The 14,568-nt window shown below is 67.1% G+C and carries 15 protein-coding genes; 11 read left to right on the plus strand and 4 right to left on the minus strand.

Translation table 11 applies throughout. The features are described 5' to 3' along the window. The first annotated feature begins 35 nt into the window (after window positions 1–35). The 5 genes from J5474_RS16055 to J5474_RS16075 are packed head-to-tail and all read left to right on the plus strand — an operon-like array spanning window position 36 to window position 5,630. Entirely contained in the window at window positions 36–1,007 is a 972-nt protein-coding gene (locus tag J5474_RS16055) for a cytochrome c oxidase subunit II (protein WP_342454054.1), read from the plus strand. Beyond that, on the plus strand, window positions 1,004–3,556 hold the full coding sequence (gene ctaD / locus J5474_RS16060; RefSeq protein WP_209361943.1) for a cytochrome c oxidase subunit I: 2,553 nt from the start codon (window positions 1,004–1,006) through the stop codon (window positions 3,554–3,556). The genes J5474_RS16055 and ctaD overlap by 4 nt, the downstream gene beginning before the upstream one ends. A gap of 1 nt (window position 3,557) precedes the next feature. After that, on the plus strand, window positions 3,558–3,959 hold the full coding sequence (locus J5474_RS16065; RefSeq protein WP_209361944.1) for a hypothetical protein: 402 nt from the start codon (window positions 3,558–3,560) through the stop codon (window positions 3,957–3,959). Continuing rightward, a complete protein-coding gene (locus J5474_RS16070; protein ID WP_209361945.1) occupies window positions 3,953–4,528 on the plus strand; it encodes a cytochrome c oxidase assembly protein in 576 nt (191 codons plus the stop codon). Before J5474_RS16065 ends, J5474_RS16070 begins: the two co-directional genes overlap by 7 nt. Window positions 4,529–4,538: 10 nt before the next feature. Next, complete coding sequence (locus J5474_RS16075) at window positions 4,539–5,630, plus strand: c-type cytochrome (RefSeq protein ID WP_209361946.1); 1,092 nt, start codon at window positions 4,539–4,541, stop codon at window positions 5,628–5,630. A gap of 43 nt (window positions 5,631–5,673) precedes the next feature. Here J5474_RS16075 and J5474_RS23155 read toward each other — a convergent pair whose 3' ends face one another. Both J5474_RS23155 and J5474_RS16085 read right to left on the minus strand, forming a co-directional pair. Then, entirely contained in the window at window positions 5,674–6,513 is an 840-nt protein-coding gene (locus J5474_RS23155; RefSeq protein ID WP_342454055.1) for a GNAT family N-acetyltransferase, read from the minus strand. After that, complete coding sequence (locus tag J5474_RS16085) at window positions 6,510–7,922, minus strand: YcjX family GTP-binding protein (protein ID WP_209361947.1); 1,413 nt, start codon at window positions 7,920–7,922, stop codon at window positions 6,510–6,512. Before J5474_RS16085 ends, J5474_RS23155 begins: the two co-directional genes overlap by 4 nt. Window positions 7,923–8,142: 220 nt before the next feature. On the opposite strand from J5474_RS16085, the gene truA reads away from it, so the two are divergent. The 6 genes from truA to argF all read left to right on the plus strand — a co-directional run bounded on the left by truA (window position 8,143) and on the right by argF (window position 13,874). Beyond that, the gene (truA, locus tag J5474_RS16090; RefSeq protein WP_209361948.1) at window positions 8,143–8,919 is read left to right on the plus strand and encodes a tRNA pseudouridine(38-40) synthase TruA; all 777 of its coding nucleotides are present in this window, start codon (window positions 8,143–8,145) and stop codon (window positions 8,917–8,919) included. 57 nt (window positions 8,920–8,976) lie between these two features. Further along, window positions 8,977–9,363, plus strand: coding sequence for a hypothetical protein (locus tag J5474_RS16095; RefSeq protein ID WP_209361949.1), 387 nt, complete (start codon window positions 8,977–8,979; stop codon window positions 9,361–9,363). Next, complete coding sequence (locus J5474_RS16100) at window positions 9,363–10,037, plus strand: HTTM domain-containing protein (protein ID WP_209361950.1); 675 nt, start codon at window positions 9,363–9,365, stop codon at window positions 10,035–10,037. Before J5474_RS16095 ends, J5474_RS16100 begins: the two co-directional genes overlap by 1 nt. A gap of 224 nt (window positions 10,038–10,261) precedes the next feature. After that, entirely contained in the window at window positions 10,262–11,404 is a 1,143-nt protein-coding gene (locus J5474_RS16105) for an amidohydrolase (protein WP_209361951.1), read from the plus strand. A gap of 264 nt (window positions 11,405–11,668) precedes the next feature. Further along, the gene (locus tag J5474_RS16110) at window positions 11,669–12,844 is read left to right on the plus strand and encodes an aspartate aminotransferase family protein (protein ID WP_209361952.1); all 1,176 of its coding nucleotides are present in this window, start codon (window positions 11,669–11,671) and stop codon (window positions 12,842–12,844) included. A gap of 103 nt (window positions 12,845–12,947) precedes the next feature. Then, window positions 12,948–13,874 (plus strand): ornithine carbamoyltransferase, encoded by a 927-nt coding sequence (gene argF, locus J5474_RS16115; RefSeq protein WP_209361953.1) that lies wholly within the window; start codon window positions 12,948–12,950, stop codon window positions 13,872–13,874. Window positions 13,875–13,927: 53 nt separating this feature from the next. Here argF and J5474_RS16120 read toward each other — a convergent pair whose 3' ends face one another. Further along, entirely contained in the window at window positions 13,928–14,134 is a 207-nt protein-coding gene (locus J5474_RS16120; RefSeq protein WP_209361954.1) for a hypothetical protein, read from the minus strand. Between the two features lie 164 nt (window positions 14,135–14,298). Then, a complete protein-coding gene (locus J5474_RS16125; protein WP_209361955.1) occupies window positions 14,299–14,502 on the minus strand; it encodes a hypothetical protein in 204 nt (67 codons plus the stop codon). Window positions 14,503–14,568: the final 66 nt, after the last annotated feature.

Here is a 14,568-nt window from a genome sequence, read left to right on the forward strand (position 1 = left end):
ACGTTGGCCGGGACAGGCTGAGGGGGTAGGGCGGCGTGCGGCGCGGAACATCCATTCTTTTCGGGGTACTGTTTCTGACGGCGCTGGGCGGCTGTGACGGGCGGCACAACTGGATGGCGGGGGCGGGAGAGGAAGCCGCCGCGATCGGGGATCTTTTCCTGATTCTGATGGTCGGCGCCGCCGTGATCTGGTCGCTGGTCGTTGGCGCGGCTGTCTACGCGCATCGGCGCAGGGCGCATCCTGGGCTTGAGCGTGAGGCACGGCTGTTCGTGATCTGGGGTGGCGTGGTCTTCCCCGTGTTGCTTATCGGGGCATTGTTGGTCTGGGGGCTGTTCCTGCTCAAGGGGATCACCGCCGACGAGGGCGACCTCACGGTGCGCGTCGACGGCGAGCGGTGGTGGTGGCGGGTGACCTACGAGACGCCGACGGGCGATGTGGTCACCGCCAACGAGATCCGCCTGCCGCAGGGCCGCACAGCACTGTTCCGGCTGACGGCGGATGACGTGATCCATGCCTTCTGGGTGCCGGCGTTGGGTGGCAAGATGGACATGGTTCCGGGACGGGAAACGACGCTCGCCCTCACACCGAAGAAACTCGGCAACTGGGGCGGGCTCTGTGCGGAATTCTGCGGCGGCGCCCATGCGCTGATGCGATTTGACGCGGTGGTGATGGCGCCCGACGCGTTCGAGACATGGCTCGCACGAGAGGCGGAGACGGCGCAGGTAGCGGCGGACGATCCCGGGTTTCAGGTCTTCCTCGACGAGGGCTGCGGTGCCTGCCACACGATCCGGGGCACGCAGGCGGCGGGGCCGGTGGGGCCGGACCTGACGCATCTGGCCGGTCGGGAGAAACTGGGCGCCGGGCTTTACGAGATGACGCCTGAACACATGGCGCGCTGGATCACCGACACCCACGCCATGAAGCCCGACATCGACATGCCGCCCTATCCGCACCTCTCCGGCCCCCGGCTGGATACGTTGGTTGACTTTCTGATGAGGCTCGAATGACGCACGAGATCGACCTGTCGCAGCTGCCCCCGCCCGAGCCCTACGACAAGGCACGGGACGAGGCGCAGCGCGCGCGTTTGCTGCAGGCATGGGCGGCACCCAAAGGCTGGCGGCGGATCTCGGCGGTCAACAACTCCCATGTCGGCAAATGGTACCTGCTGACGTCGTTCGCCTTCTTCACCTTCGCCGGGCTTCTGGCACTTCTGATCCGGGCGCAGCTGGCGGTGCCGGAGAACGATCTCGTCAGCCAGTCGCTGTTCAACCAGCTCTTCACCCTGCACGGCACGGCGATGATGTTCCTCTTTGCCGTGCCGATCTTCGAGGCGGTGGCCATCCTGATCCTGCCGGAGATCCTCGGCGCGCGCGACCTGCCGTTCCCGCGGCTTTCAGCCTTCGGTTACTGGTGCTTCCTGATCGGCGGGGTCTTCGTCTGCGGCTCGATCTTCTTCGGCGTGGCGCCCGATGGCGGCTGGTTCATGTACACGCCGCTGTCCTCGGACCCGGCCTACTCGGGCCTTGGCACGGACATCTGGCTGCTGGGCCTGTCGTTCATCGAGGTCTCGTCCATCGCCGCCGCCGTCGAGCTGATCGTCGGTGTGCTCAAGAGCCGCCCGCCGGGGATGCGGCTGAACCTCATGCCGCTTTACTGCTGGTACGTTCTGGTGGTTGCGGGGATGATCCTGTTCGCCTTCCCGCCGCTGATAGCGGGCGACCTGCTGCTGGAGATGGAGCGCGCCTTTGGCTGGGCCTTCTTCGACCCGGACCGGGGCGGCGATCCGATCCTCTGGCAGCACCTGTTCTGGATATTCGGCCACCCCGAGGTCTATATCATCTTCCTGCCGTCCATCGCGCTGATCGCGACCATGTTGCCGACCTTTGCCGGCCGGCCCATGGTGGGGCATTCCTGGATCGTGCTTTCGGCCGTGGGCGTGGCCTTCCTGAGCTTCGGGCTCTGGGTGCACCACATGTTCACCACCGGTCTGCCGGAAATCTCGCTGTCGTTCTTCTCGGCGGCCTCGGAGGCGGTGGCGGTGCCCACCGGCATCCAGATATTCTGCTTCATCGCCACCATGCTGGTGTCGAAGGTGCGCCCCTCCGTGCCAATGCTCTATGCCGGTGGCGCCATGGCGATCTTTGTCTTCGGCGGACTAACGGGCGTGATGGTGGCTCTGGTGCCCTTCGACTGGCAGGCGCATGACAGCTACTTCGTCGTGGCGCACCTGCACTACACGCTGATCGGCGGGATGCTCTTCCCGCTCTTTGCCGGGGTGACCTACTGGTATCCCTTCGTCACCGAAAAGCGGATGAGCGACCGGGTGGGCAAATGGGCCTTCTGGCTGCTGTTCGGAGGGTTCAATCTTGCGTTCCTTCCGATGCACTGGACCGGCGTCATGGGGATGCCGCGCAGGGTCTGGACCTATGATCTCTCGGATGGCTGGGCGGTACTGAACATGGTCTCCACGGTGGGGGCGTTCATCTTTGCCACCGGTTTTGCGGTTTTTGCAGTGAACGTACTCTGGCCGCGTCGCAACCACCCGAGGGTCGCGCGCAACATATGGGGTGCGGGCACCATGGAGTGGTCGGGAGAGGTGCCGGGCAATCCGTGGGGCGTCCGGTCGATTCCCTACGTCCACACGCGCTACCCGCTGTGGGAGCAGCCAGACCTGCTGGACCAGATGGACCGGGGCGAATGGCTGCTGCCCGACGCCGAGGAGGGCAAGCGGGAGATGATCGTGACCGACATCCTCGACGCGCGTCCCCTTTTCGTGCAGCGAGTTGGCGGCCCGACCTTCCTGACCATCGGCGCAGGCGTCAGCCTCGGCGCGGTGTTCATCCTGGCGACCTTCCACCTCTGGGCGATCACGCTGGCCTTCGGCGCCGCCTTTGTCGCCTTCACGCTGTGGTGGCTGTGGACCGGCACGGCGCAGGTGCCGGAAGCGCCGGAAAAATATGTCGGGCGCGGCCTGACCCTGCCGACCTACGCCCAGGGCAACCGGGCAGTGGGCTGGTGGGCGGTCTTCATCACGATGACCGGGGACATGACGGCCTTCACCGGGCTGGTGTTCAGCTATTTCTTCTACTGGACGGCGCTACCGTCCTTCCTGCCGGGCGCGGCCAAACTGCCCGGGGTGCTGCCGCTGCTGATTGGCACGCTCCTGATGCTGGCGGCATGGGGCATGACCGTCGCGGCGCGCGGGGTTCTGGCGCAGGGCAGGCGCGGCGTGTCCATGGCGTTGCTGCTGGGCGCGGTGCCCGTGGGGGCACTTGGTCTCGGTGCATGGTGCTGGGCGGCGCTGGCGGCCGGGCTGGATCCGACGGTAACCTCCTTTGATGCCATGGTGTGGATACTGATCCTGTGGACCGGACTGCACCTGTCGCTGAACTGGGTGATGCACCTTTACGTGGCTGCGCGGATCGGGGCCGGGATCTGCCAGCCCGCCTACCGCGCCGATGTCATCAACCTGACGCTGTTCGGGCATTTCGTGGCGGTGACAGTGGCCGTGACTTTTGTGCTTCTGGCGCTGTTTCCGATGCTGATGGGGGTGTGAGATGCCAAAGGTGACACGGTACGACGCACCAAGGGTGATCGATTCCGGGTCGATCTGGATCCTCGTCGCCGCGCCGACGATCTGGGCGGTGCATTTCCTGCTGAGCTACTGGGTCGCGGCCGTCTATTGCGCCAAATCCGGCTCAGGCTGGCTCGGCGGGCTCACCGATCCGCGTTGGATCATCGTGGGACTGGGGGGGCTGTCTATCGCGGCTATCGTCTGGCTGGGGATGATCGCGGTGCGGCGTTACGGTGGCGTTTTTGTCGTGCTCGAGGAGATCACCGACTCGAGCGAGCAGGGCCGTGAACGCTTTATCGGGCATGTGGCGCTGCTGCTTTGCGCGCTCTCCGCTGTAGCGATCGTGTTTACCGTGATACCGGGGCTGGTATTCGACCGATGCTGATGCAGCGCCTGTCCGGGCTGGCGCTGCTGGCCGCGCTCTGGCTGACGTTGCCGGGGCTGGCCGCGGGATCGATGGTGCTGCACATGGTGCTGCATCTGGGCGTGACGGCGGTGGGACCAGCGCTGCTGGCGCCTGCGATGCCGGTCCGGGTGGGGCCGATGGGGCTGGCGTTGGCCGCCATGGCGGAGATGGTCGTGGTCTGGGGCTGGCATCTTCCGTCACTGCATCTCTGGGCGCGGATGACATCGGCGGGGTTCTTGTTCGAGCAGGCGAGCTTTCTCGCCGTGGGGCTGCTGCTGTGGGCGATGGTGCGCGGCGCGGGGGCATTCGGCGGCGCGGTGGTGCTGATGGGTACGGTGATGCACATGACGCTCCTGGGGGCGCTGATCGGCCTGGCACCGCGCAGTCTTTGGGGCGACATCTGCGCCGGGCACCTTGGGCTGACGGCCTTGCAGGAACAACAGGTCGCGGGCGTGCTGATGGCCGGGGGGGGCGGGGCGCTCTATCTCGCGGCGGCGCTGGCGCGGCTTGGGCGCGCGGTGCGGGACGGACAGGAGGATTGGGCATGAGGATTTGTGGATGACGCTCAAGAAGCGATGGATCGCGTGGGCGGCTGTTGGCGTGGTTGCATTGGGCAATGCGATCTTCTGGCTGGCGCCTTACAATATCGCGGCTTCTGTGCCGCACCTGCCGGGCGTGGGCGAGGTGCTGCACCAGTACATGCGCAATTCGGTCCGGGCGCGGGCACGCAGCGTTGCGGTGCCGGACCATGTCGACCTCGACGATCCCGGCCTGATCCGTCTGGGCGCAGGGCATTTCGCAACCGGATGCCAGACCTGCCACGGTGCACCGGGCATCCCGCGCAACCCGGTGGTGCTGGGGATGCGCCCCGAGCCGCCCGCCCTGACCTCTGAGAACTGGACGGCAAAGGACTTCTGGTGGATCGCGCGCCACGGTTTCAAATACACCGGGATGCCAGCCTGGCCAGGCAAGGGGCGCGAGGACGAACCCTGGGCCATGGCGGCATTCCTCACACATTACGACGAGTTTGATGCGGCAAGTTACGCGGATGCCGCCTGGGGCGACCGGCAGGCATGGCGCGCGGCCGCGGTGCGGTTTGGCGAACCCTCGGAGGCGGTCGCGCTCGAGAACGCCTGCATCCGGTGCCACGGCAAGGATGGCCTCGGCCGCGAGGGCACCGCGCCAAAGCTCGCCGGGCAGTCGGAGGCCTGGCTGGAACTGGTCCTGTCGGCCTACGCCGGGGGGCATCGGGAGAGTGGATTCATGGAACCTCTGGCGGCGGGTCTGACAGAGGAGCAGAGGAGCGCGCTGGGGCAACGCTTCGCTGGGATGGACGGCGCCTGGCAGGGCCGGCCGGTTGCAGGTGACCCCGAACGCGGACGAATGCTGGCAGAGACGGGTTCCGAACCCGAGGACATCGCAAACTGCGCGTCCTGCCACGAAGGCGCCGGAACGGATGGCCTGTCGCCGCGCCGCGCGGACACGCCCCGGATCGCCGGGCAGGATGGCTACTGGCTGGTGAACTGGCTGACGCTTTACCGGGATGGTCCGGTGCCCGACACGCCGCGCGCACATCTGATGGCGGCGGCGGCCAAGCCGCTTTCCGACGAGGATATCGCCGATCTCGCCGCCTACTATGCGGGCAGGTAGGGCCAGAATTTCTCAGAAACTCTCCGCGACGCCCGCCTGCGTTTCAGGCAGCACACCAGGTGAAGTGCACGTCGGGCAGTCCCTCGTCGTTGTGCCGTCCGGGGGTGGTTTCACCTTCTGCGAAACCTTCGCGTCGGTAGAACCGCCGCGCCCCGGTGTTGCGCTGGAGGGTCCAGAGGTCAAGCCTGTCGCGCCGGGCCTTGGCGTCCTGTAGCAGCGCGCGCCCCAGCCCGCGCCCCTGCGCGCCGTCGGCAATGTAGAGCCCGTGCACGTAACCGCCTTCTCGAGCGAGAAAGCCCGCGATGCAGCCGTCCAGTTCTGCCACGGTGATCCAGCCGAGGTCGATCATCCGTCCGGCATGGGCAATATCCTCGACCGAAGAATGCAGGCGCGGCTTCCAGGTCGCAGCCTGGGTGGCCTGAGTCATGATCTCGCCCAGCGCGCCCGCGTCGAGCGGCGTGGCCGGGCGCAGGGTGACCCTTGCCCGCATGGTGAGCGGCCCGTCATAGCCCGGATTGGTCGGGATTTCCTGCGGCACGTCGGCAGGCATCGGGTCAGAGGGCCCGGGGGTCTCCTCTGGCGGGCCGGGCGGCAGGTCGGGGGAGGGTGAGTCCGGCAGTTCCTCCGGCGTGTCCGGGTGGGTCGGGTCCTCGTTCGGCCCCTCCGGCAGGTCGGGCAGTTCTTCGGGCGGCTCCGAGGGCGGCATGTCCGGGGCGGGCGTGCCGGGGCTCTCGGGCGGCGCGCCGGGGGGCACCTCGCCGGGCGGTTCCGGCACCGGGTCGGTCGGCGTCGGGACGGAGGGGCCGGGATCGTCGGGCATGTCCGGCGGGTCGGCGAGGTGGGGCTCGGAAAAGCGGGGGGATGCAAGCTTTCTCTGGATCACAGGCGGTCTCCGATCAGGAACTGGGCGGCGCGGTCGAGCCGGATGTGCGGCGGCCCCTCGCCAGGTTTCAGCGTCAGCGCGGCGGGGGCAAAGGCCATCGCCGGGTAATCCCCGTCAAGCCAGCGCTCCGCCCCCTGCCGCGCGGTGGTCAGGATGTGGTTCGGGTCTTCTGGCAGGTCGCCCGCATAGAAGGCCGCTGGCCTCCCGGTCGACATCAGCGTGCCGCGCACCACCGGCAGGGTCTGGCCTTCGTGCGGCAGCATTTCCTCTGTCGTGGCGCGCAGAGCTGCGAGCGACATGGCCTGCGTTTCCGCCCCGGCAAAGCGTGCCCGGTCGCGGGCGTCACGGGTCAGCGCCTCCATGATGGCGGTCAGTTGCGCATGCTGCGTGTGGTGCAGGTGGTCGGCCTTTGTCGCGGCAAAGAGGATGCGGTCGATCCGCCGCCCGAGGAAGAGCGAACTCAGGAACGAAGAGGCGCCGGGCCGGAAGGCGGTCAGGATATCGGCCAGCGTGCGGCGCAGGTCCTCCACCGCGCGGGGGCCTGCATGGATAGCCCCAAGCGCGTCTACCAACACGATCTGCCTGTCGAGACGAGAGAAATGGTCCTGGAAGAAGGGCTTCACCACGCGCGCCTTGTAAGCGTCGAAGCGGCGCTCGAACTCGCGGTAAAGCGAGCCGCGCACAGCCTTGCTCGGTGGCAGGGGGGAGAAGGTCAGCACCGGCGACCCGGCGAGGTCGCCGGGCAGCAGGAAACGCCCCGGCGAGCAGTCGGAAAACCCCTCCGCCCGCGCCGCATGCAACGCTGCCGTGTAGGCGTGAGCCAGCCGCTGCGCCACGGGTTCTTCCAGCTTCGCCGCACCGGCCTCGGTGGTGGCCATTGTGCGAAATCGCTCCGGGTCGGGCCGCTGCTCCATGCGCTCCAGCATGTCCTCGGACCATTCGGCGTATGATTTCTCCATCAGGCCGAGGTCAAGCAGCCACTCACCGGGGTAGTCGACGATATCGAGATGGACCGTCCGCGGCCCCTGCAACCCGGACAACAGTCCCGATGGTCGTACCTTTAGCGACACCCGCAGCTCCGACACCGCGCGCGTGCCCTCCGGCCAGTAGGGCGCGCGCGCGGTGAGCGCGGCGAGGTGATGTTCGTAGTCGAAGCGCGGCAGAGTATCGTCAGGCTGCGGTTGCAGGAACGCGGTCAGGATGCGCCCCTCGGATTGGGCCACCAGCCCGGGCATCCGGCCACGATCCATCAGGTTGGCGACGAGCGAGGTGATGAACACAGTCTTGCCGGCGCGTGACAGGCCGGTGACGCCCAGCCGGAGCGTCGGCTCGAAGAAGGTCTCCGAAACGGTGTTCGTCGCGCGCTCGACGCTGCGCGAAAGACTGTCGGCGAGGGAGGTGAGAACCATGCGGGGCCCGTGTTGCTGCTCTCTCCTAACCTAGGGCCAGAACCGGCGGGCTGCCAGAGCCTTGCGGTTGCGAATGAGCCCGCGTTCCCCTTCTTTGGTTCATAAATACCTCGGAGGTGTGGAGGCAGAGCCTCCACCGCGCCCGGCAGGGGCGCGTCTTGCGCGCCGCAGGCGCGCGGGTCGGATTGCACCGCAATCGGAAAAACCTTATGCGACGGCCATGCCCAGATACGCGCTTCTCATCGAATACGACGGTCGGCCCTTTTCGGGCTGGCAAAGGCAGGCCAGCCAGCCCTCGGTGCAGCAGGCCATCGAGGCGGCGCTGGCCCGGTTGGAGCCACGCGCCCATACCATCGCCGGGGCGGGGCGCACGGATGCCGGCGTGCACGCGCGCGGACAGGTGGCGCATTGCGACATGGTCAAGGACTGGGACGCATTCCGCCTGTCGGAGGCGCTGAACCACCACCTGAAGCCGGCCCCGGTGGCGATCCGCGCCTGCTCGCGGGTAGCCGACGACTGGCACGCGCGGTTCTCCGCGACCGAGCGGCGCTATCTGTTTCGACTGCTGATGCGCCGCGCCCCCGCCACGCTGGAGGCGGGGCAGGTGTGGCGCGTGATGCATCCGCTCGACGTGGACGCCATGCGCGAAGGGGCCGCATACCTGCTGGGCAAGCACGATTTCACCACCTTTCGGTCCGTCATGTGTCAGGCGCAATCCCCGGTCAAGACGCTGGACGCACTGGACATCGAGCGCGTCGAGGGGCTTGCCGGGCCGGAGGTGCAGTTCCGCCTGCGCGCGCGGTCCTTCCTGCATAACCAGGTCCGCTCCTTCGTCGGCACGCTGGAGCGCGTCGGCGCCGGGGCCTGGGCGCCGGAGAGGGTGCGCGATGCGCTGGCTGCCCGCGAACGCGCCGCTTGCGGGCCGGTGTGCCCACCGGACGGGCTTTACCTGACGGGGGTAGGCTACCCCGTCGACCCGTTCTCAACCGCCTCTTAAGCGGCTTCGCTCTAAGCTCCACCGAAGCAGATCTTCGGAGGGCGGATGCTGCGGATTATGCGATTACTCCTGCCGGCGTTGATCCCGTCGTGGCGGTTCTTCCGTGCCGTGGCACCCAGCCCGCGGGTTGAGCGGCGCATCTGGCGCAACGGCCGGCCCGGTCCGTGGCAGCCGGTCTGCCCGCGCCCCGATCACGTCAGCGCGGTGCAGATGCTCGGGCGGCTGTTCTGGAATCCAGACTGGAATGCGGCGCTCTACCTCGTGACGCTGTCGGAACGCGTGGTCGAGCAGGGCTCCTCCCGCGCGGCGGCGGAGATCCTCGCGCGGGCCTCCGAGGGTTTTGAGGGCGTTGTCCAGATCCGCCTTGTCTTTGTCAGCCGGGAGGGTGGCGGCCTTGCCCGCGAGGTGCTGTACCAGAGTGCCGAACCCGAGGCGACGGGCTGATGGAGTTCGAAACGGCAGTGCGCATGGCGGAGGTGCTGCTGGCGCTGGCGGTGGCGCAGCAAAGTCTTGAACAATGGGTCATCGACATCGACGCACGGGGCTGGCTGGCCCTGCGGCTGGCTGCCTGCGCGATCCTTCTGACGGGGGGGAGCTTGGCCATTTACGGGTTGGTGGCTCTGGGGCTTTGGTGGCTGCACCGCTACGATGGACCCTTCAACGGCGGCGCCGACAAGATGACCTTGCTCGTCACCACCTGTCTCGCCGCTGTGCAGGCGGCGCCGACGCCGTTCTGGGCAGAGATGGCCTTTGGCTATCTCGGGCTGCAGTTGCTGCTGAGCTATGTGATTTCCGGACAGGTTAAGCTGGCGAACCCGGCGTGGCGGCGGGGGGAAGCGCTGCGGGATGTCTTTCTCTTTTCCGCTTATCCGGTCAGTGAAGGTCTGCGAGGGCTGGCGGAACGGCGGTTCGTGACCTTCTGGGGGGCGTGGTTGGTGATGCTGGTTGAGGCGGTCTTTCCGCTGTTCCTGCTGCACCCGCTGGCGCTGGTGGCAGGGCTGCTGCTGGCGGCCGGTTTCCACCTGTCCAACGCGTGCCTCTTCGGGCTGAACCGGTTCTTCTGGATATGGCTCGCGACCTATCCGGCGCTGATCTGGTTGCAGGGGCGGCTGGTGTGAACGCGAACCCGGCCGGGGGCGGGGGCAGTCGGGTCGCAGGTCAAAGCCGGCCTGGGGGGCTGGAGTACCGGCTTAATGTCTTTCCATATGGGGCGGTGGGCGCCGGAGTATTTGCACCAGGAAGAAGCACAGTCATGCATCGGTAATCGTATGCGCTCTTGTCGTCGCGAACGGCGCGTGGTTCCGTCCCCCCAAAGGCGAGGGCGCGGACAAGGGAGCGGACCATGCGGCAGGAAAACCTTGGGACGGCACTGGAAGGGGCACGCGCCCTGCGTCAGGCGCTGCATCGGGCACCGGAATTGTCGGGGCAGGAGCATCAGACCGCCGCGCTGATCGCTGAGCGGATGCGCAGCCTGGGTGCCGAGGTGGTGACGGGCCTCGGGGGTAACGGCGTTGCAGCGGTGTTCGGCAAGGGGCCGCGCGGGCTGCTCCTCCGCAGCGAACTCGATGCGCTGCCCATTCTGGAGACCGGAGCGCCGGAGTGGCGGTCGGCCGTGCCGGGCGTGGCGCATCTCTGCGGCCACGACGGTCACATGGCAATCCTGGACGCGGTGGCACATGTCTTGTCCGCCGATCCTCCCGACTGCCGCGTCATCCTGCTGTTCCAGCCTGCCGAAGAGACCGGGCAGGGCGCGCGGGCCGTGCTGGCGGACCCGCGATTCAAAACGCTTGGGGCGGACATGGCGATCAGCCTGCACAATATGCCGGGCATCCCGCTCGCCGCCGTCGGGCTGAAGGCGGGACCGGTCAACTGCGCCTCGCGGGGTTTGCGCGTGCGGATGGAGGGGCGTACCTCGCACGCCTCCGAGCCGGAGAAGGGCCGCTCGCCGGGCGTGGCGATGGCTCGGCTGGTGGAGCAGCTGGGCGTCTTGACCCGCGACCTGCCGACAGCTGACGAGGGTTTTCGCCTGGCCACTGTGACCCATGCCCGCCTCGGCAAGCCCGCTTTTGGCGTATCGCCGGGGGAGGCGGAGCTCTACGTTACACTGCGCACGCTGCTCGACGGGCAGATGGCCGCGCTGGAGGCAGAAGCGCGCGGGATGATCGACTCGGCCACGCAGGGCTTTGAAACCGAGGTTACCGTGCACGAAGCCTTTGGGCATTGCGTCAATTCGCCAAAGGCGGTGGCTCTGCTCGAGGAGGCGGTGAGAGGCCTGCCGCGCGCGGATCACGTGGCCCCGATGCGTGCCTCGGAGGACTTCGGTCTTTTCGCCAGCGTCATGCCCGCGGCGATGCTGTTCCTCGGCTCCGGAGAGACCTGTCCGGCGTTGCATGCCCCCGACTACGACTTTCCCGACGCCCTGATAGAGGCGGGCGCAGGAATATTCCTGCGCGCCATTTCAGCCTTCCGGCCGGTGCCAGCCTGAGGGGTCCCATGCGGCTCCTTGAGGCGCGGCACTGGGGCCAGCGCTGAAAACGCTTGCCTTTGCCCAGCCCCTGCGTCATTCCAAGCGCATGACGCACGCGACCCGGATCCGACGAGCCTGAACGCTCCTCTCCCACGCGCACGGCTTGCCGTGCGACGGATCGCTTTTCGTCCACCCTTCCCAAAGCCAACTTGACAGCCCCCCGGTGCCTTGCCACCAATCGGGCCTCTCTGTCCCTCCGGGGCACCAAACGAGGATAGACACATGACCTCTTCCGTTCTGCCGACGTACAATCGCGCGCCGCTTCACTTTGTGAAGGGCGAGGGCGCATGGCTGATCGAAGAAGACGGTCGCCGATTCCTCGATCTGGGCAGCGGCATCGCGGTGAACGCGCTGGGACACGCGAACCCGGAACTGGTGCAAGTACTGACGGAGCAGGCAGGTAAGCTCTGGCATGTCTCCAACCTCTATGAGATCCCGCAGCAAGAGGCGCTGGCCACCGCACTGACCGACAACACCTTTGCCGACCGGGTGTTCTTTACGAACTCCGGCACGGAGGCCTGCGAACTGGCGGTAAAGATGGCGCGCAAGTATTGGTACGAAAAGGGCCAGCCCGAAAAGGTGGAGATCATCACCTTCTCGGGCTCGTTCCATGGCCGGTCCTCCGCCGCCATCGCCGCCGCCGGGTCGGAGAAGATGGTGAAAGGCTTCGGCCCCGTGCTGGGCGGGTTCCAGCACGTGGACTGGGGCGACCACGACGGATTCCACGCCGCGATCAACGAGAATACCGCCGCCATCCTGATCGAACCGGTGCAGGGCGAGGGCGGCATCCGCCCGCTTCCCGACCAGTGCCTGCAGGGCCTGCGCAAACTCTGTGACGAGAAGGGCATTCTGCTGATCCTCGACGAGGTGCAGTGCGGCGTCGGCCGGACCGGCAAGCTGTTCGCTCATGAATGGGCGGACGTCACGCCGGACATCATGATGGTGGCGAAAGGCATCGGCGGTGGCTTCCCGCTGGGGGCAGTGCTTGCCACAGAGGAGGCATCGAGCGGAATGGTCGTGGGCACGCATGGCTCCACTTATGGCGGCAACCCGCTGGGCTGCGCGGTGGGCAAGGCGGTGATCGACCGCATCGCCGACGAAGGCTTCCTCGACACGGTGCGTGCCCGCGCGGGCCTCTTGCGGCAAAGGCTCGAAGGGCTGGTGGCATCGCATCCGGACGTCTTCGAAGGCGTCCGTGGTCTGGGGCTCATGCTGGGTCTCAGGTGCAGGATCGCCCCGGCGGATGTGGTCAAGGCGGGCTATGACGCCGAGGTCATCACCGTGCCGGCCGCCGACAATGTGCTGCGCCTTCTGCCGCCGCTCAATATAACCGAAGACGAAATCGCGGAGGCCATCACCCGCCTCGACCGCGCCGCCACGGCGCTCGAATCCAGGTGACCCACCCCGCCGAAGAAGCGCACTGCTTCTTCGTTGTAGAAATACTCCCGGGGGTCCGGGGGCAGCGCCCCCGGCACCTCCGCCAGCCGAGAAAACCGAACCGATGAACCACTTCCTCGACATTCACAAAACCGACAAGCACGCCCTCAGGGCCATCATCGACGACGCGAAGGCCGTGAAGAGCGCGCGCGTGGGCCAGCCCAAGGCCGCCCCGGACGCCGAACTGCCCCTGAAGGACCGCATGGTCGCGCTGATCTTCGAAAAGCCCTCCACCCGGACCCGTACCTCTTTTGACGTGGGCGTGCGCCAGATGGGCGGTCAGACCATGGTGCTCTCCGGCTCCGAGATGCAGTTGGGCCACGGCGAGACCATCGCCGACACAGCCCGCGTGCTGTCGCGCTACGTCGACATGATCATGATCCGCACCTTCGACGAAAGCGTGCTGGAGGAGATGGCCGAATATGCCTCTGTCCCGGTCATCAATGGTCTGACCGACCGCACCCACCCCTGCCAGATCATGGCGGACGTACTGACGTTCGAAGAGCACCGTGGCCCCATCGCGGGCAAGAAGGTGGTCTGGTGCGGCGACGGCAACAACGTCTGCGCCTCCTTCCTGCACGCGGCGGGCCAGTTTGGCTTCGACCTGACCTTCTCCGGACCGGTGCAGCTCGATCCCGAGCCGGAGTTCGTCGGCTGGGCGCGGGGGCAGGGCTCCTCCGTGGTGATTGAACGCGACCCGGCAAAGGCCGTCGAAGGCGCCGACCTGATCGTGGCTGACACCTGGGTATCGATGCACGACGCGCAGTCGGCGCGCGAACGGCGGCACAACATGCTGCGGCCCTATCAGGTCAACGCAGAACTGATGCGCCAGGCAAAAGATGACGCGCTCTTCATGCATTGTCTGCCAGCGCACCGGGAGGAAGAGGTGACGTCCGAGATCATGGATGGGCCGCATTCGGTGATCTGGGACGAGGCGGAAAACCGCCTGCACGCCCAGAAGGCGATCATGAAATGGTGCCTGCAGGGCTGATCCGGGGCGCAGGTCGGGATGACCCCGACCTGCCCTGAATCGGTGCGCGGCGCTCAGTACACCGCGTCTGTCAGCCAGTAGATAGCGCCCACCCAGAAGGCAGGGACGACAATCCAGACAAGCGCCCAGACAAACGGGCGCGCCGGGTGCTGCTCCTCCCAGCGGCGGGGGCCGCGATAGCGGACAAACGGCGCGCGGGCCGTCATGCGGCGCTGAAATTCTGGCAGATCGGTCGTGTCGGTCAGGGTCAAGCCGGGCAATCGAACCTCCATTCTGAACGTTCCTTTCCAAAAGCCTAGCGCCGCGAGGTTAACATTTCCTGAGTGGCTTTCAGGTCACACGGGGCGAGAGGACGACGCGGGGCAAGGCATGAGGTCCAGGGAGGCCATGAGGTCCAGGGATGTCAGGGGAGGCCGGAGCGGCGTCAGAATAGCCGTTCCGCCGCCCAGACCACTGTTGTGATCCAGCTCACCGGCACCACGACCAGCACGCACCCCCACGCCCAGACCTCCGCCGCGCCCCCGTCTGGGCGTCGCAGGGACGACGCTGCGGCGCGCCAGGGGCGGGGATCGAAGCGGCGGATCGCGTCCCCGCCGTTCGAATGGCGGTTTTCCGGGGCAAGCATCATGGTGCGTCCTCTCTGCGTCGGAACCTCCGCGCTACCTGCCCCATAAGACCTTAACGGACTGCGAGG

Origin of the sequence: Sagittula salina, from assembly GCF_017813235.1 — a bacterium.
Classification (GTDB): Bacteria; Pseudomonadota; Alphaproteobacteria; order Rhodobacterales; family Rhodobacteraceae; genus Sagittula; species Sagittula salina.

Excerpts from the sequence above, each read along its gene's own strand:
- J5474_RS16070 (WP_209361945.1), top strand. The coding sequence starts at position 3,953 with ATGCTGATGCAGCGCCTGTCCGGGCTGGCGCTGCTGGCCGCGCTCTGG.
- J5474_RS16110 (WP_209361952.1), top strand. The coding sequence starts at position 11,669 with ATGACCTCTTCCGTTCTGCCGACGTACAATCGCGCGCCGCTTCACTTT.
- truA (WP_209361948.1), top strand. The coding sequence starts at position 8,143 with ATGCCCAGATACGCGCTTCTCATCGAATACGACGGTCGGCCCTTTTCG.
- J5474_RS16100 (WP_209361950.1), top strand. The coding sequence starts at position 9,363 with ATGGAGTTCGAAACGGCAGTGCGCATGGCGGAGGTGCTGCTGGCGCTG.
- J5474_RS16095 (WP_209361949.1), top strand. The coding sequence starts at position 8,977 with ATGCGATTACTCCTGCCGGCGTTGATCCCGTCGTGGCGGTTCTTCCGT.
- ctaD (WP_209361943.1), top strand. The coding sequence starts at position 1,004 with ATGACGCACGAGATCGACCTGTCGCAGCTGCCCCCGCCCGAGCCCTAC.
- J5474_RS16125 (WP_209361955.1), bottom strand. The coding sequence starts at position 14,502 with ATGATGCTTGCCCCGGAAAACCGCCATTCGAACGGCGGGGACGCGATC.
- J5474_RS16085 (WP_209361947.1), bottom strand. The coding sequence starts at position 7,922 with ATGGTTCTCACCTCCCTCGCCGACAGTCTTTCGCGCAGCGTCGAGCGC.
- J5474_RS16105 (WP_209361951.1), top strand. The coding sequence starts at position 10,262 with ATGCGGCAGGAAAACCTTGGGACGGCACTGGAAGGGGCACGCGCCCTG.
- J5474_RS16065 (WP_209361944.1), top strand. The coding sequence starts at position 3,558 with ATGCCAAAGGTGACACGGTACGACGCACCAAGGGTGATCGATTCCGGG.
- argF (WP_209361953.1), top strand. The coding sequence starts at position 12,948 with ATGAACCACTTCCTCGACATTCACAAAACCGACAAGCACGCCCTCAGG.
- J5474_RS16075 (WP_209361946.1), top strand. The coding sequence starts at position 4,539 with ATGACGCTCAAGAAGCGATGGATCGCGTGGGCGGCTGTTGGCGTGGTT.